This window comes from Micromonospora sp. NPDC049089 (genome assembly GCF_040648775.1).
In the GTDB taxonomy this organism is placed as follows: Bacteria; Actinomycetota; Actinomycetes; order Mycobacteriales; family Micromonosporaceae; genus Micromonospora.
Window position 1 is genome coordinate 1 of the sequence record NZ_JBEZEH010000026.1, and the last position, 17,195, is coordinate 17,195.

Annotated in this window: 13 protein-coding genes; 1 reads left to right on the forward strand and 12 read right to left on the reverse strand. The window is 69.3% G+C overall.

Annotation, left to right across the window (positions count from 1 at the left end):
- A partial coding sequence (locus tag AB0B48_RS07100; protein WP_357197138.1) for an oligopeptide/dipeptide ABC transporter ATP-binding protein occupies positions 1–221 on the forward strand: 221 nt, incomplete at its 5' end.
- 96 nt (positions 222–317) lie between these two features.
- Here AB0B48_RS07100 and AB0B48_RS07105 read toward each other — a convergent pair.
- From AB0B48_RS07105 to AB0B48_RS07160, 12 genes are all read right to left on the reverse strand, one after another.
- Positions 318–1,154, reverse strand: a complete 837-nt coding sequence (locus AB0B48_RS07105; protein ID WP_357197141.1) for an aldo/keto reductase — start codon at positions 1,152–1,154, stop codon at positions 318–320.
- Positions 1,151–2,953, reverse strand: coding sequence for a glycoside hydrolase family 15 protein (locus AB0B48_RS07110; RefSeq protein ID WP_357197144.1), 1,803 nt, complete (start codon positions 2,951–2,953; stop codon positions 1,151–1,153). The genes AB0B48_RS07105 and AB0B48_RS07110 overlap by 4 nt, the downstream gene beginning before the upstream one ends.
- A 70-nt stretch (positions 2,954–3,023) precedes the next feature.
- On the reverse strand, positions 3,024–3,500 hold the full coding sequence (locus AB0B48_RS07115; RefSeq protein WP_357197147.1) for a hypothetical protein: 477 nt from the start codon (positions 3,498–3,500) through the stop codon (positions 3,024–3,026).
- Between the two features lie 186 nt (positions 3,501–3,686).
- Complete coding sequence (locus AB0B48_RS07120; protein ID WP_357197150.1) at positions 3,687–4,091, reverse strand: hypothetical protein; 405 nt, start codon at positions 4,089–4,091, stop codon at positions 3,687–3,689.
- Positions 4,088–6,541 (reverse strand): AAA family ATPase, encoded by a 2,454-nt coding sequence (locus tag AB0B48_RS07125; protein ID WP_357197153.1) that lies wholly within the window; start codon positions 6,539–6,541, stop codon positions 4,088–4,090. The genes AB0B48_RS07120 and AB0B48_RS07125 overlap by 4 nt, the downstream gene beginning before the upstream one ends.
- A gap of 92 nt (positions 6,542–6,633) precedes the next feature.
- Positions 6,634–7,470: an RNase H family protein gene (locus tag AB0B48_RS07130; RefSeq protein WP_357197156.1), complete on the reverse strand. Its 837-nt coding sequence runs from the start codon at positions 7,468–7,470 to the stop codon at positions 6,634–6,636.
- A 44-nt stretch (positions 7,471–7,514) separates the two neighbouring features.
- A complete protein-coding gene (locus tag AB0B48_RS07135; protein WP_357197159.1) occupies positions 7,515–8,132 on the reverse strand; it encodes a hypothetical protein in 618 nt (205 codons plus the stop codon).
- 50 nt (positions 8,133–8,182) lie between these two features.
- Positions 8,183–9,958: a DUF6119 family protein gene (locus AB0B48_RS07140; protein ID WP_357197162.1), complete on the reverse strand. Its 1,776-nt coding sequence runs from the start codon at positions 9,956–9,958 to the stop codon at positions 8,183–8,185.
- 95 nt (positions 9,959–10,053) lie between these two features.
- Positions 10,054–10,581, reverse strand: coding sequence for a DUF4352 domain-containing protein (locus AB0B48_RS07145; protein WP_357197164.1), 528 nt, complete (start codon positions 10,579–10,581; stop codon positions 10,054–10,056).
- 474 nt (positions 10,582–11,055) lie between these two features.
- Positions 11,056–12,054, reverse strand: a complete 999-nt coding sequence (locus tag AB0B48_RS07150; RefSeq protein ID WP_357197167.1) for an IS481 family transposase — start codon at positions 12,052–12,054, stop codon at positions 11,056–11,058.
- A 538-nt stretch (positions 12,055–12,592) separates the two neighbouring features.
- Complete coding sequence (locus AB0B48_RS07155) at positions 12,593–13,960, reverse strand: hypothetical protein (RefSeq protein WP_357197170.1); 1,368 nt, start codon at positions 13,958–13,960, stop codon at positions 12,593–12,595.
- A gap of 29 nt (positions 13,961–13,989) precedes the next feature.
- Positions 13,990–17,181: a type I restriction endonuclease subunit R gene (locus tag AB0B48_RS07160; protein ID WP_357197173.1), complete on the reverse strand. Its 3,192-nt coding sequence runs from the start codon at positions 17,179–17,181 to the stop codon at positions 13,990–13,992.
- Positions 17,182–17,195 lie beyond the last annotated feature (14 nt).

The window sequence follows — 17,195 nt, forward strand, 5'->3', positions numbered from 1 at the left end:
TCGTGCGCGGCGGGGCGCCGAAGACTCGGATTCGGCTGGCCGGCGACGTGCCGGGCCCGATGGACCCGCCGACCGGCTGCCGGTTCCGCAGCCGCTGCTGGAAGGCCGAGGACGTCTGCGCCACCACGACCCCGCCGCTGCGCCAGGTGGGCGACGGGCACGCCGCGGCGTGCCACTTCGCCGGCCCGTTGCAGGAATCGGCCACCGCGGTGGCGGCCTGACGAGCCCGGCGCGGCCTCGTGGATGCCGCCGCCGGCCTGGTCGCCGGCCGGCTACGGCACCCGCCGGAGGTACGTCAGCATCGTGGGGCGGGCCCGTCAGAACTCCTCGTACACCGCGGGGTCCTGGTCCGAGAGCCGCCCGTCCGGGCGGCCCAGCGCGGTGATGGCCTCGACCTGCGCGTCGGTGAGCGCGATACCGAAGACGTCCAGGTTCTCGGCCTGCCGCTGCGGCGAGGCGGCCTTGGGCAGCGGAATCACCTGACGGGCCACGTGCCAGGCGAGGATCGTCTGCGCCGGGCTGACGCCGTGCGCGGTCGCGATCTCCACGACGACGGGGTGCTGCTGGAGGTCATTGCCGTGGCCGAGCGGGCTCCACCCCTGCACCAGGATGCCGTGCTCCCGGTGGTAGTCGATCGCCTCCTGCTGCGGAAAGTACGGGTGCACCTCGATCTGGTTGACCACTGGGGCGACCCCGGTCTCGGCCACCAGCCGCTCGATGTGCTCCGGCAGGAAGTTGGAGAGCCCGATGTGCCGCACCAGGCCACGCTCACGCGCCTCGATCAGCGCCCGCCACGCCTGCACGTACAGGTCTTCCTTGGGGTTCGGCCAGTGGATCAGGTACAGGTCGACCCGGTCGAGGCCGGTGCGGAACACACTTTCCTCGATGGTGGTCAGCGCCTCGTCGTAGCGGTGGTGCCGACCCGGCAGCTTCGAGGTGACGACCAGCTCGTCCCGCACGTCACCGGCCGACCGGGCGGCCCGGCCGACAGCGCCCTCGTTCTCGTAGTTCACCGCCGAGTCGATCAACCGGTAGCCCGTCCGGATCGCCTGACCGATCGCGTCGACACCCGCCGAGCCGTTCAGCTTGTACGTACCCAGCCCGATCGCCGGCAGAGCCGTGCCGTCAGCAGCCGTCAGGTGCGGAATCGTCATGATCGGAACCCTACCCGCGTGGGGGCGTCCCGGATGGCGAGCGCGGCCTGGATCAGCGCGGCGTGGGTCAGCGTCTGGGGATAGTTGCCGAGGTGGGCACCCGTCGCCGGGTCCACCTCTTCCGGGTAGAGGCCGAGTGGGCTGGCGTGGTCGAGCATGGCCTCGAACAGCTCGACGGCCTCGCGGCGACGCCCGGTGCGGGCGAGGGCCTGAACGAGCCAGAACGAGCAGGGCAGGAACGCGCCCTCGGTGCCGGGCAGCCCGTCCCGCCCGGGCGGGTAGCGGTAGAGCAGCGGACCGCCTGCGGAGAGCCTGTTCCAGATGGCGTCGATGGTGCCCCGAACCCGGGGTGAATCGGTCCGGTCCATGTCGAGCAGCGGCAGGACGAGCAGGGCCGCGTCGAGATCCGGAGAGCCGTAGGTGCGGACGTAGCTGCCCGCCGTCGGGTCGAAGCCTCGCGTCCGGACGTCGGCGGCGATGGCGTCCCGGGCGTCCTGCCAGCGTCGACGTTGACGCTCTGGCAGGGGATGTGTGCCGGCGATGGCCAGGGCGCGGTCCAGGGCGAGCCAGCCCATGAGCTTGGAGTGGACATGGTGGGCCGGCTCCCGTACCTCCCAGACACCGGCATCGGGCTCCCGCCAGCGACCGGCGACCACGTCAGCGAAACCGCGAACCGCCCGCCACGTCTCGGCGGGGAGGCGGTGCCCGGCCTGAGCGAACACCCAGGCGGCGTCGACCACCCACCCGTAGCCGTCGAGCTGGTGTTGACCGGCGGCGCCGTTACCCATCCGTACCGGAACGCTGTTGAGGTAGCCGGGCCAACCGGCCAGTTCACGTTCCGCTGGAACGCGCCGGCCGTGCAGGGTGAGCAGCGCCGGAAGGCGTGGCCGTTGCAACCGGGTGGCATGCAACAGCCAGGCGAGGAAACCGCGCGCCTCGTCGGTCTTGCCGACGCTGAGGAAGGCGCCGACACCGATGCTCGCGTCGCGGGGCCAGACATAGCGGTAGTCCCAGTTCCGTACACCGCCGGGATCCTCGGGCAGTGACGTGGTGGGTGCGGCCACCGGCGCCCCCGAGGGCGAGTAGGTCAGCAGCCGCAAGGTGAGCAGACTGCGTGCGACGTGTTCCCGGAACGGCAACCGCTCGTCGATCTCCGCGGTCCAGGCCCGCCAACGGGCCTCGTCCTCGACGAGCAGTTCCCAGGCGGCTGTCGGGTCGACGTGGATCATCGGCTCGCGGTGGGCCACAGCCAGGACGACTGTGACCGGGTGTCCCGGCCTGACCGTGAACGAGGTGGGCCGACCCGGTTCACATCTGAACGTGGGCGTGCTGTCCAGCGCGACCGCCAACGCCCCCCACTCACAGACGAGCCCTCGGCGCCGGTGCTGTGCTCGGGGCCGGTGGTGCTGCGCGCCAAGGCGGGGATCGAATTCCACCACCGCCTCGACCGCTGCCTGCTCGGCCGACAGCCGTCGCACGATCAGTGTCGTGGGCAGCAGGCGACCGCTGACCTCGGCCACCATCGCCTCGGTGAGGCGGAGCCGCCCGCCGCCCGTCGCCCAGGTGGTCTCCAGGGTGGCGGTGTGCTGCCGGTAACGGCGTTCAACGACGGTTGCCGGCCCGGCCGGGCCAACCCGGAACGTTCCGGCGTCCGGGCCCCCGACCAGTCGGCCGAACAGAGGATCGCCGTCGAAGCGTGGAACGCAGAACCAGTCCATCGCGCCGTCACTCGCGACCAGGGCGGCGGCGCGCGTGTCGCCCAGCAGACCGTAGTCGCTGATCGGTGGCCCACCGGTCATGGAGACCGCTCCTCGATGCGCCACGCCGAGGAGCAGCCCGTGTCAGGCCGGGACGGCAGGCGGGCACCGGTCACCTGGCCTGCAGGAGCAGCCCGAGACAAACCCCGTAGACGACGTGGACGACAGCCGTGACCAGCGGGGTCTGGATGCCGTAGTTGAGAGCGAACAGCCCGGGCGGCTCCAACACCGCCGTGCTGGCCGGTCCCGCCCGTTGCGAGGCCATGCGCGGATGGACACCGGGAAGCAGCGGCAGAATCACCGTCAGCGCGATCCCGACGTGCACAATCCCGAGCAGCGCCCCGATCCACCAGTCCGCCCGGTGCAGCAGCGCGAAGGTGGCCGCGTAACCCAGGGCGAAACCCTGACCGGTGCAGAGGTGGAGGAAGAACCCGACGACCCGGGCCCGGTCGGGGTCCTCCGTGACGAAGGCCCCCAGCACCAGGGGGATGTCGAGCCGTGTGAGACCGGCCAGTTGAGCGGTGATCATCGCCGCGGTGAGCGCCGCGGTGGCGACCAACCCGAACAACGCCCATCCGGCCCAGTCCATCTCAGCAGTCGTCGACGTCGCGGGCGTTCGCGGTCATCGGTCACCCTCCGGCTGAACAGCGTGAATCCCACGGCCCGGACCGGACACCAGCCCACCGGGTGTCCGGTTTCTCACCATAAGCCACTGGAGCTGTCGCGCTGACCTGCTCGCCCAGACGTCCCGTGACGAGTTGGCAGCGGGACGGGGTCACTTTCTGGTGTCCACGGTCGGCTCAAGTCGCGCGAGCAGGGTGCTCACCTCGGTGTGCAGGCGACGCAGCTCTGCTGCCGTGGGGGCCAGCTCGTAGCAGTGGTGGTGCGTGGCGGCGGAGAGCGTCGCCCAGGCGAACGCCACCCGACGAGCGGTTTCGCGGCCCGGGCCGAGCCGGCCGCGCAGCATCAACTGCTTCGCGCGGCCCTGCCGGCACTCCGCCACGGTCGGCTTGACCCGCTGCCAGTAGGCGTCGATGCCGCCTTCGAGGGCGAGCCGGATCAGGCAGGCGCACGCCCGCGGCCACCAGCCCGCAGTGATCGCCGCAGCACCGAGCAGACCGGTGCCGCGCAGCAACTGGTCGGCCGCCGCCAGGCAGCGCTGTGGCGTCGGCGCGGTCACGACAGCGCCGCCGCGAGGAGGCGGGCGTCCGCGACCAGGCCGGGCAGGTCCGCCAGGTACGCGCCGTGCACACCATCCCGACACGCCTGGTACGCGTTCACCGCACGTCGTCCGTGCCGGCGGCCCAGCCAGCCGAGCACCTCGCCGCCCTTCTCGGCGTCGTCGAACACCGCAAGGGCGACGATGGTGGCGACTCGACGCGACGCGTCCTCGATGGCCGCCTCGATGTCGGCGTGCCGGACACCCCGCGCCACCCGGTTCCGCCAGACCGAGCGGTGACAGGCCGCTTCGACCGCAGAGCGGCACAGCTCCGCGACCACCGGCCCGCGCACCTCGGCGGGGATCTCCTCGTTGCGCGCCAACGCGTACGCGTCGTCCAGGTAGCGGGTCACCGGGTCGGAGCCGGGCCGCAGCGTCACCACCGACTTCTCCGCGCGGGTCACCTCGATGATCCGCGCCTTGCCGAGATCGAGTCGGCGGACCGCGTCCGGCAGCCGGGTGTCATGGGTGAAGACGACCACCTGCCGCTGCTCGGCCAGCTCGGCGAGCACCCGCGCGAGACCGTCCACCTTCGACGGATCCATGCTCTGCACCGGGTCGTCGACCACGATGAACCGGAACGGGCTCTCCGGGGCGCAGCTGCGGGGCAGGAACGTCGCCAGCCCGAGCGCCTGCATCTCACCCTGACTCATCACACCCAGCGCCGTGCCGTTGTCGGCGCCGTCCACGCTGACCGGGAAGACCACCCGCCGCCGGGTGTTCGCGCCCTCCAACGTCATCGCACCCAACTCGACGTTGCTCTCCTGCCGCAGCTGCGCCCAAATTTGCTGCGAATGCCCGGCGAACGGCGCGACCCGCTCGTTGCGGATCTGCGCACCGGCGTCCTTCAGCCAGGCGCGCGCGGCCTTCAACCGGGCCACTGTCGCCTCCCGCGCCGGCAGCCCGCCGGCTGCGGCCACCCACTCGCGCACGTCGGCCGCCGCCGCCCGCCAGCCGGTGTCGCGCTGCCGCAGAAACCCCTCGGCGTACGCGCGGGCCGCGTCGACCGCCGCCACCACCGCCGGGTACCGCGCGGCCAGGTGGTCGGCCAACTCGGCCGGCTCCCCGGGTACGCGCCGCAGCGCGGCAACGGCGTCACACAGCACCCCGGCCGTCGGCTCCGACCCGGGGCCCTCGGGCACGACGAGGTCGTCGATCAGGTGGTGCGTCTGCCGCAGCAGAGCCGTCAGCCGGGTTGTCGCCGTCTGGGCGGCGACGCTGCGCTGCCGAAGCTCGCCGAGCGACTGTGCGGCGGCGGCACGCCAACCACCGTCGAGGGTGCCGGTGACGCAGACCGGGCACGACCCGTCGCCCTCGTCCTCGTGATGTTCGAGGGCGAGGCGGAGCAGCTCGGCGCTACGCAGTGCGGCCCGGGACCGGCCACCGTCGTACCGCCGGGCCTCGACCGTCGCGTCCCGCAGCTGACCGGCCAGCCGGGTCACCTCGTCGACCGGCGGCGGGGCGAGGGCGGCGAGCTCCCGACAGAGCAGCACCTCCCGGTCGGTGGTCGCCTCGTCCGGCTCGTCGAGGATCGCCGTCACCGCGTCGAGGTCGACCGCGCCCCGGCCACGCAGCAGCACGGCGGCCCGCCGGGCCCGGTCGTCGGCGATCCCGCCGAGCGTGGCGACCAGGGTGGCGCGCTGTGCGCGTACCCCCTTGATTGCCGTGTCGTGCGGCCGGGCGGCGCGCAGCAGACGCTGGTCGGCGTCGGTGAGCGCGTCCAGCCCGAGGATCGCGAAGAGCGCGTCGAAGAGCTGACTCTGCGTGCCGGCGGCGAGCTTGCCCAGCTCGGCCGCGGTGAGGAACGGCCGGTACAGCTCCAGCGAGCGGGCCAGACCCAGCTCGGAGAGGTCCGCGTGCCGGCCCTGAGCACTGGTGACGGTCACCTCGGCGTCGGCCAGTTCGGCACCGACCGGCCAGGCCCTGTGCACCCGGGTCGGCGTGGCCACCCCGTCGACGCGCAGCTCCACATCCACCCAGCACGGGTCCGGGTTGTGCAGGTTGCGCCACCCCGTACGCCAGACGCTGGTCTTGTCGGCCCACCGGGCGCTGTCCCCGGTGAGGGCGAGTTCGGCGGCCTCGGCGAAGCTGGACTTGCCGGAACCGTTGCGGCCGACGACCAGTGTGAAACCCGGTCCGGGGCCGATCTGGATGGTCCGTTCCGGGCCGACGCCACGGAACCCGGCGACGGTCACCGACTTCAACCAGATCCGTTCCGCCGGACCGTCGTCGGCGGGGGAGCGGGGGTCGAGCCGGGTGGGAGTACCGGCGAGCGCGGCGGTCAGGTCCTCCTCGCCGGCGAGGGCGGCGAGGACGAGTTCGGCGGTCTCGGTCGGTACGTCGTCAGCGGCGGCCAGTCGGTCGAAGATCAGCTCGATCAGCGGGGCGGTGGTCTGTGCGGGCTGGGTCATTGTCGTCTCCAGGCGTGTGGTGTCCGCGGGCCGACGGCTCGTCGGCCCGCCCGGGGTGAGCGGTGGAAGTGCGGACTACCGCGGTCGCGCGGTCAGAGCGTGGCGTTCGCGTGCCAGTCGCGCAGGAACGCGTCGACCAGGGCGTGCGCTCGAGGACGCAGGTCGAAGGACTCCTCCCGCCGGCGGCGCGCCATGTGCGACAGGCCGTCGGCGGCCTCGTTGAGGGCGTGGCCGCTGTGCCCCTTGACGTGCGCGAACGTCAGGTCGGGGCGGTGGGCCACATGGTCGGCGAGCCGGACCAGGGTCGGCTTGTCGGACCAGCGGCGCTGCCGCAGGCTGTAGCCAGCGGGCATCGCGTCGGTCTCGCCGGCCTGCCAGCGGTGCAGGTACCGCACGGCCGTCAGGCTGTCCAGCAGTACGGTCATGCCCGCTGGCACCTCGTCATACCCGGTGAGCAGATAGTCGACCGCGCGCAGTTCGTCGACGAGCACCCGGGACCTGCCGGTCGGGTCGAGCCGGCCGGTGCCCCGCCCGAGCAGACCGTAGTGACCGTCGCTGACCACGTACCCGATGCCGCCAGCGCGGCCCTTCCAGCTGGCGTCGGTCGCCGCCACCAGCGGACCGGACGCCTGCGCCCAGCGCAGCACCCGGCCGCGCCCACGGTCCTGGTCGGGAAGCGGCAGGCAGTCCGCCTTGCGCCCCGAGTGTTCGGTGTGCGCGGTGGCGAGGCGCTCGGCGGTGTCGAGCAGCTCGGCGGCGGAGGCCAGCTCGTCGTAGTGGGCGGCGGTGAGGGCGAGGTGGACCGCGTCACCGATGCCCTGGCAGTCGTCGCAACGGGTGGCGCGGGTGTAGGGGCGGAGGATGAGGACGCGGTCGTGCAGGGGCGGGTGGAGCTGGGTCAGGGCGCGGAGGAACTCATCGGGGCGCACGACGCCTCCTGACGTCTAGTGATGGGGACAGGTTCACTGAGCTCTCACAGCTCCAACACGTCGGTCACGACCGCGGTCAGCTTGTCGCCGGAGCGCTTCGTGCTGGCCGTCTCCTCCTGCTGAACGGAGGCGGAGTCGCCGGTCACCTCGAAGGTGTTGATGACCGGGTCCTCCGCGCCCTTGACCTCGTACGTCACCTCGTAGGTGCTGGACGGGTCGAGGCCATCGCCGGTGTAGGTGACGTCAATCCGGTAGGTGATGTTGCAGCCGGCGCTACCAAAGCACCGCTTCCGCAGGGTCTTGACCTTGAGCTTGAAGTCGCCCTTCGTCGGGGTGTCGTAGACGGGTGCGGGCGGCGGCGTCGTCGCGGGCGCGGTGGTCGGCGCCGCAGCACTGGTCGGGGCGGACGTGCTGGGGCGCGACTGGGATGCGGCGGTGGGGGTGGCCTTGCCCTGGTCGGGCGACTCCTCACCGTTCGTCGTCGCCAGCAGCACGCCGCAGCCGCCGAAGCAGAGCAGCAGCACCAGAACGGCAGCACCGGCGATGACCCACCGGACCTGGGACCTTTTTCGGACGACGGCCTGCGGGCTCGTTGCGCCCACGGTCTCGGGCTGAGCCGGAGGCTCGGCCGACGGGTCCTGCTGGTGGTGGGGCTCGGTCATGGTTCTCTCCTTGTTGAGCGGGATGCTGTGGAGCTGATGTCGTGGACGGATCAGGCGGACGGGATGCCGACGACCTCGACCTCGACGCCCTCGTTGCGCAGGGACTTCATCGCCCGGTAAAGCGCGACCTGGGCGAAGGTGAAGAGCGACTTCACGGTGAGCGGCTTGCCGGAGCCGAGGGCGATCGCGTAGATGACCTTGCGGGGCTGGAAGGTCAGGTCGACGATCCGCCCGGACGGCTGCCGGTCGACCATGTCGACCAGCGCCTTGCGGGCGTCAGCCTCGTACCGCAGCGCGTCGACCGACACCGCGCCCTGCGCGAAGAGGTGGCTCAGCGCCGAGCTGCCCGTCGCGCGCTTGACGTGGATCAGCTCGTCGCCGGGCCCGAGCAGGTCGCAAGCCTCGATACCGCGCGGGTGCTGACTCGTCCGCAGCAGCCGACGGTCCAGCAGGGTCAGGCCGCAGACATCCGCGGCGTGGACGTTGTACTTCGCCTCGTCCGTCAGGTCAGCGGTCCAGGCCGGGAGTGCGAAGCTGGCCGGCCTGGCCAGGATCTGCTCGATCTCGTCGCGGAGGAATTTGCGGTGTTGGTCGCCGATCTCGTACCAGCCGCCCTCGTGCAGCAGAAGCTGACTCTCACCGTGCGCGAGCTGCGCGGTGATCCATCGCGACACTGCCGTGGAGCCGATCTCCTCCGCACCGGCTGCATCCGCGTAGAGGGTGACGCGTCCGTTGCAGAGCGACGTCCACCGCTCGCCGTCCGGGACGCCCTCGGTCTGGGCGAGGACGTCCGCCAACGTGAGTTCGGGCAGGCGCGCAGGAGCGAGGCCGGACTTCGGCATTCGAAGCCTGTACGACTGGACCCGCTCGATCACGCTGAAGACCCGGCCCGGTACGGCCAGCCCGACCTCCGCCGGATCCGGCAACCGGAGCAGCCGGTCCAGCTGCTCCTCCACCGTCGACAGCCGAGGGTCCGTGGCCGGCACCGGACGGATCTGGGTGATGAACTCCAGGTCAGCGAAGGGTGCTTCCTGCTTGCGGACCCGATCGATCTCCCGCAGGTCGGCGAGCAGGCTCGCGGGCTCGACGCCGAGGTGGATGCGCAGGGTGTCGCTGCCCTCGACCGGGGTGGCCTTACCCGTGGAACGGCAGACGGTCAGGTTCGGGTTGAACGTCCGCCCGCAGACCTGGCCGACGATCTCGCCCCACTTGTCGATGCCGTACATCCGGATGTGCTGACCGCCCGGGACCATGTTGCGGTCGACCCGGCCGGTGGTGCCAAACACCCGCCGGCGTACCTGCTTGATCTCGTCGGGGGCGAGCGACCGCACCGCGAAGCCGATCCCGAAGCCTGGGTTGGCGAGGTCCAGATCGACCATGTGACGGCCGACGGTGCCGTAGGTGAGGGCGTAGACGTTGTCGTCGACCGCGACGAGCAACGCGGCACCGCCACTGCTGAACCCCAGGTCGGTTTCCTCCCCGGTCAGCGAGGCGAGCACATCGCACCAGTCGGCTCGCTGGCGCGGCACTGTCCCGTGCACCAGCAGCGCCGGTGCACCGGCGACCAGGCGCTCCTCGACCAGGAAATCGTGCTGTCGCACGTAGCGGTGGTTGACCGCGTCATGCAATCCCTCGATGGTCGGCGTCACCCGTTCGAGCTGGTAGACCGACGTCAGATAGGTGCCCTCCGGTCGCTCGGGCAGGTCGAGGTCGAAGAGGGTGGGTGCTTCGTACGGCGGACGGGTGACGTCCTTGCGGACGACACGGCGGTTGGTCGGTCTGGTCGTGGTGGGCCTGGTCGTGGTCGGCTGGCTCGCACGGCGCACGTCGATCTCCTCGCGTTGAGAATCGGGGTGGCGGTGGTGCGGGGAAGGGGTACGCCGAGGACGGGCTTCGCGGGTCCCGCCCTCGGCGCGAGGGGTCAGCTCAGGGCGACGGTGACGCCGCCGGAGAACATCGAGTCGTGCAGCTCGAGCTTGGTGAGCTTGACGTTCTTGGGGATGTCGAAGACCACGACGCCGTTGACCTGGTTGCCGGGGTTGATGTCGTTGAGGAACGTCTCGGCGTTCTTGTTCGCGTAGATCGCCGCGCCGGTGTCGGCGGAGTACTCGGTACCGTCGGCCGCGTAGGCCTTCTGGCTGCTGCCGTCGAACATCTGCGCTTCCTTGCCGATGTTCTTCACGTTGACCGTGACCAGGCAGAACTGGCCCTGCGCCTTCTGGCCGAGCATGTCGCTGCCGATCTTGGCGACGCCGCACTTGGACGACTTCACCGTGAACTCGAACTTCCCGTCCCGGGCCGGCTCACCGACCTTCGCGGTCTTCGGCTTGTCGTCACCCTTGGCGCCGCCAGCGTCGGCCTTGCTGGTCGCGTCATCGGTGGTGCCGGCACCGCAGCCGAGCGCGATGAGGCCGGTGGCGAGCAGGCCGAGGGTAGCGATCTTGCGCATGGTGGAACTCCTGTCGAAAGAAGGGGATTGCTGGTCGACTCGCCGGATCGGCGCTTCGTCGACGCCCATGAATCACAGCAGGAGCCTTGACCTGGAGTCCAGCCGTTGGGCGTCGAAGCGCTGATAACCCGGGTTACCAACAAACGGCTGCGCAGCTACCCTCGGGCGTCCATTTTCGACGGATTCTGTGGAATCTCGGAGCATGGAGGTGCAGATGTGCTTGAAGCGAGCGTCGGCCTCGTTACGTTGCCCGAGATCGCCATACTGGCCGGGAGGGGCGTCCGTCGTCACCACGTGGTGCCACCGGTATGCCGGCTTCCCACAGCCTTGTCAGATCGACCGCAGTCGTCGACTGTTCACGGGGAGGCCCTCGACTGGCTGATGGCGAGCACCGCGCCCAACTATCGGCGATCGAGCGGAATCTCGGCGGCCACGTCGCCTCCTCGCCGGATTGATTGCGCAGGCATGCTCGTTCTAGCTGTGCTGTCCAGGGACGTCGGTCAACCTGGTGATGGGTGGTAGGCCGCCGGTGGCGGTGTGGGGTCGGTGGTGATTGTAGTGATGTAGGAAGGCCGGCAAGGCTTTCCTGCGAGCTTGTTCGCAGCTGTAGAGCCGGGCGATGGCCCAGCCGTCGGTCAGGGTCCGGTGGAACCGTTCGACCTTGCCGTTGGTCTGTGGCCGGTAGGGGCGGGTCTTCTTCGGCGTGATCCCCAGCTCGGCGCAGGCGTCACGCCAGGCATGCGACTTGTAGGCCGAGCCGTTGTCGGACAGGACGCGTTCGACCGTGACGCCGCGGGCGGCGAACCAGCCAACGGCATTGCGTAACACCTCGATAGCCGTCATGGCTTTCTCGTCGTCACGGATCTCGGCGTAGGCGACCCGGGAGTGATCATCGATGACCGTGTGCACGAACGCGGTACCTATCTGAGGTCCGTAAACGCTGTTGCGTGCCCCGGTGCGCCCAGCGGTGGCCTGGCGGTTGCGCTTGCCTTGCTGGCGGCCGACGAAACGCCAGCCGCCGCCGTCGGGAATGTTGCCGTACTTGGTGACATCCACGTGCAGCATCGCGCCCGGATGCGGGTGCTCATAGCGGCGCACCGGTTCCCCGGTGATCCGGTCGATGTGTGACAGCCGATGCAGCCGGCAGCGGGTCAGCACCGCGTGCACGGTCGAGGCCGGCATGCCCAGCAGTCCGCCAATCTGCACGGGTTCGAGGCGTTGTTTCCACCGCAGGTGCACAATCTTGCGCACCAGCGGACGCGGAGTTCGAGCCGGACTCCGGTGCGGCCGCGACGCACGGTCCTGCATGCCCTCGACGCCCTGCTGCCGATATCGCTGCGCCCACCGGTCCGCGGTGCGCCAGGACACTTCGTAACGACGCGCCGCCGCAGCGACCGACCACTCCTCATCCACGATCAGACGCGCCAGGCGCAGACGTGCACGAGGGGTCAGAGCAGCGTTAGCGTGGGACATGAAGGCCTCCTGGTTGGCGGAGCGGTTCCTCGACAGCTCCACTCCACAACCGGAGGCCTTCACCTACCTACGACATCAAACCGTGTCGTCACACAACCTCAACCAACCTCCCTGGACAGCACATCTAGCCCGTGGGCAGCCCCTGAACAGCTCGGCGAGGAGAGTCCGCCTGCATCACCTCGACGAGGAGCCGCTGCACGGCGACGAGTACATTCAGCGGCAGGTGATCGACGAGCTCCGCGACCGTGCGGCGGAGGCCGACTGGGGCGACGTTTCCTTCGGTCCGAGATCGATACGCTTCCGTCGGAAGCCGCATGGATCGCCCGAGCCGTCGACGAACTCGGCGGTCACGACGACGCCTTGCTGTTCGCGGTTGAAGCGGCACTCTCCCGCGTCCAGCTCGCCCGGTGCCAACTGAATCGTGCGCGTCTCCTGGAGTAGCCGACAGCTTGAGGTCGCGCCAGGCCCTTATGCGGCGGCTAGCGTCGCCCCGGCCGGGCCTGGCGACCCTCGGGCAGTTGGCGCAGCTGCGGGCTACCTATTGATCAAGCGGCCACTCCCACAGCAACCCCTGTTGACCGTCCTGCCCTCCGGCTGCTGCACGGTTCCGCGGGGAGGACCTCCGCGCGGGCGTGCGCCACGAAGGACGCCGTCCGGATTCGTCGCTGAAAACGCCGACGCTGACGGACTTCCCGTGCTGCAACGACAGCTCGATCTCCCGCGCGACGAGTTCCGTGGCGGAACCACTGGTGCCGACGCAACCCAACGCCACTAACTGAGCGAATAGGGTGCTGGTCAGATAGTCCCTGACCGTGTGGGGGTCCAAGTACTTGGGGGCATCTGGGCGCGCGAGATGCTTTTCGACCTGCTCACGAGGCATGCACATGCCAGAGATCATTGAGGTGCTGTCGACATCCAAAGTGTCGAGCTGACAGATCTTCACGAAGCTGGGCGTCGGAACCATCCGGTAATCTCCACCGGGATCCCCCTGTCCGCACTTGTTGTCGAGGGTCCGCATCACGTCGAGTTGTTTTCGAAAATGGTCGTCGACACGACAACGCAGGGACGAACCGTCTGGGACCATCCGCTTGTACTGAACCAGGATGAAACTGCGTCGTTGCTGGTGGTAATAAATGAGGTCGGTGCCGAGCCGGGTCTCGATCGGCCACCGGTTGACGTTCATGATCTCCAGCGTGCGCCCGTGGCCGTCGCTGAACTTCCGAACGGCCAGCCGGTCGGTCTTCTGACGGGTCCAGCCGAGAAACGTGCTCGCGTCATGCTCGACCATTGGGTCTTCTCTTGGCCTGACGCCAGGCATCGGAGGAAGAAAAGAGTCGCGGCTGGTGATGCCGCTAATCTCCTCCTCAGTGAGGAAGCCTCCGTCCCGTAGTAGGTCGGGAGCGCCCGTGAACGCGCACAGAGAGGCGAAGCTATCCCGTTCCTCGGCCAGCGCCGCCCTGTGGGGCGGCGGTAGATCGATGTCCCGGATACCAAACAGTGCCCCGATCACCGGTTCAAGCCCGGGATTCTCGGTCAACAAAACATCGACCACGGCCTCGGTAGCCTTGTCGGTCAGCTTGCCCTGCTTATCCAGGGGGCGTTGCTGGTCCCTTCGAAGTACCGCCCGCAGACGGTTGACCTCGAGCGGACGTTCGAGTTCGGTGAGGCCTCGCAGCCGGAACGCCCACCGGATGTCGTCGGCTTGGCTGTCGTCCTCGACGCCCGACAGGAAGTGCACGGCTCCCCGATACGAGATCAGGACCACTGAAGCTCCGACCCGCGAACGCACGGGGAAGGAAACCCTGCACTCACCCTCTCCACTTCCGCGTGCTCGCCGATCGGCGACCTCCCTCAAGTAGGAGATGCACGCCTCGTCGGCGAACAGGATCCCGAGCTGTCGACCCATGACGCCTCCTTTCGTCCGAGCCGATGTCCCTACCTCGGGGGTGCTCCGGGTGACCACTCGTTGGCGAAGGTTTCCATCTGGCGGATGACCAGGTCGACGGCGGCGCGCTCGTGGTCCGGCGGGTAGTCGTAGCGGGCCAGCAGCCGGCGGATGTGGCTGCGGAGTTTGGCACGTACCGGCTCGCGGGAGAACCAGTCCACTGTGATCGATGACTGGATCGACTTCACCAACTCACGGGCGATCTCTGCGAGGGTGCCGACGCCCATGAGCTCCGTAGCGGCGCCGTTCTGGGCGACGGCGTCGTAGAAGGCCAGTTCAGCGTGGTTGAGCGGAGGGTCGAACTGCTGGCCGCGTCGGGCGTCGGCGGACACCAGCTTGGCCAACTCGACCAGCTCGACGATCAACTGCGCGCTGGTCAGCTGCTGGCGCATGTAGCGGTTCATCAGGTCTTCGAGCAGGGCGGAGAAGCGTTCCTGACGCACCACGTTGTGCTTGGTGACCTCGCGCATCTTTCGCTCGATCAGCCGGCGCAGCGCTGCAGCCGCCAGGTGCGGGGTCTCCGAGTTCTGCAGGCGCTCCAACGCCACCCCGTTGAGCTCGGTGATGTCCAGCTTGCCGAGGCCCGCCTCCTCGTAAATGTCGGTGATATCGGCGGCGTCAACCACCTCGGCGGCGAGCTGAGCCAGGTAGCGTTCCACCTCGGCCGTGTTGGGCAGGCCTTTGGCCTCCCGGTCGGCGGCCTCCTCCTTGACGATCCAGACCCGGACGTCGCGGAAGTAGTGGATGTCGCGGCGCATCCGCTGGATGTCGCCGGCACGGTCGACGAAGTCGCGGCTGGTCGCACAGAGCGTGTAGAACCGTTCCAGCCGGCCCGCTGAATCACGGAAACGCCGGTGCAGCGGCTTCGTGCCGGGTTCGACGTCGTTGCCGGGGGTTCGCGGGTTGCGCAGAAAGTTTGCGGCCTTCTTCACTGCCCGCCGCCAGCGGGTCGGGTCCGTCTCGTCGGCCAAGGTCTCCCGCCACTTGACCGGGGTCAGCATGGCCTCGAGGACGGAGATCTCGTTGTACACCTCACTGATGGCACGCTCGATCTCGCGGCCGAGGGTCTGGTCCTGCTGGTCGCTGGGCGTGTATTCGGTGAGCGCCTTGCGCAGGTTCTCGGTCAGCGGGGCGTAGCCGACCAGCAGGCCGTCCTGCTTTTCCCGGAACCGCCGGTTGACCCGGGCGAGCGCCTGCATCAGGTTGGCGCCCTTCATCGACCGGTCCATGTAGATGGTGTGGATCGGCGGCGCGTCGTAGCCGGTGAGCAGCATCGAGTGGACGATCAGCAGCTCCAGCTCGTCGTCCGGGTCCTTGGCGCGGGCCTGGATGGTCTTCTGCTGCGACGGGCGCAGGTGGTGCGGGCGCAGCACCTCCTTGTCGCTGGGCACCCCATGGAAGACGATCTTCATCTTGCCCCTGTCGACGGCGGGGTCCGCCCAGTCGGGCCGCAGCTCCTTGAGGGCGTCGAAGACGCGGACGCAGATCTCCCGCGTCGCGCAGACCAGCATCGCCTTGCCCGGCCCGCCGAGCTGCGGCCGCATCAGCTCCCGCCGCTTCTCCCAGTGCTCGACGAGATCATTCGCAAGGGTCTCGACCCGATCGGGGGCGCCGTAGACGGTGTTCATTGTGGCCGCGTACGCCTCGGCCTTACGCCGCTCCGCGTCGTCCAGGCTGGCGGTGAGTTTCTCCACCTGCTCGTCGATGCTCTCGGGGTCGATGTCCGGTGGCAGCGACACCGGAATGATCCGCGGCTCGTGGTAGACCCGCACCGTCGCCTCGTCGTCGACGGCACGCTTGAGGTCGTACACGTCAATGTGGTTGCCGAAGACGGCCTGGGTGTTCACCTCGGCGGTGGCGATTGGGGTGCCGGTGAAGGCGATGAACGTGGCGTGAGGCAGCGCATCGCGTAGGTGCCGGGCGTAGCCGTCCAGGCTGTCGTAATGGCTGCGGTGCGCCTCGTCGACGATCACCAGGATGTTACGGCGGTCGGAGAGGAGCGGATGCGGCCTCCCGGCGTCGCGCTCTTCCTTCGTACGGCCGAACTTCTGCAACGTGGTGAAGATGATGCCGCCGGCGTTACGGTTCGACAGCTTGTTCCGCAGTTCGGCGCGGGTTTCGGCCTGCTCTGGCTCTTGGCCCAGCAGCGTCTGGCTGTCGAGGAACGTGTCGAACAGTTGGTCGTCGAGGTCGTTGCGGTCAGTGAGCACCACGATGGTCGGGTTCTTCAGGGCGGGGTGGCGGGCCGTCATCGCCGCCGTGCACACCATCTCCTCAGACTTGCCGGAGCCCTGGGTGTGCCAGACGACGCCTGCCTTTCCGTCGCGCTGCGAGGCCCGGACGATGCACTCGACGGCCCGGATGACCGCAAAGTGTTGGTGGGCCTTCGCGATCCGTTTTGCCTTCGACGTAAAGTTGATGAAGCCGCTGGCGAGCTCCAGGAAACGCCGCTGGTTGAACAGGCCGTAGAGGGCGACGATCAAGGCTTCCGGGCCGTCGTAGTCCGGCGAGGTCGTGTCGACGCGTTCGCCCTCGTCGTCGATGTTCCACGGCGCAAAATGCTCGTACGGGGTGAACGGGGTGCCGTACTTCGCGGTGACCCCGTCGGAGACCAAGCACAGAACGGCGTGCCGGAAGGCGAGCGGGAACTCCGCGAGGTACGCCTGAAGTTGGGCGTGCGCGCCCGTCAGGGTGGCGTTCTCGTCGGCGGCGTTCTTCAGCTCGACGATCGCGACCGGCAGACCGTTGAGGTACAGCACGATGTCGAACCGGCGCCGGAAGTCGCCGTCGACGATCGTGACCTGGCTGATCGCCCGGTAGACGTTGCGACTGAAGTCGTCCAGGTCGACCAGGCGCACTGTGGGGTTGTGCTCGGCACCGAACGCGTCGGTGTACGTGACGGAGCGGATGCCGTGGACCAGCCGCTCGTGTGCCGCCCGATTCTCGGCGAACGCCTCTCGGGAGGCCACGTCGGTGGCGGCCCGGACCGCGTCAGCGACCGCCGTAGGCGGCAGGTCGGGGTTGAGCCGCTCGACCGCCGCACGCAGGTCCTCGACGAGCACCAGATCGGCCCAAGCCTGCCGCTGCCCCGACCCTGGCGCGAAGTCCTTCCCGGCACCCGGCTCCCACCCGAGCTCACCGAGCTGATCCAGCGCCAGCGCCTCCCAGTCCGCCTCGCTCATCCACCCGCCCGCAC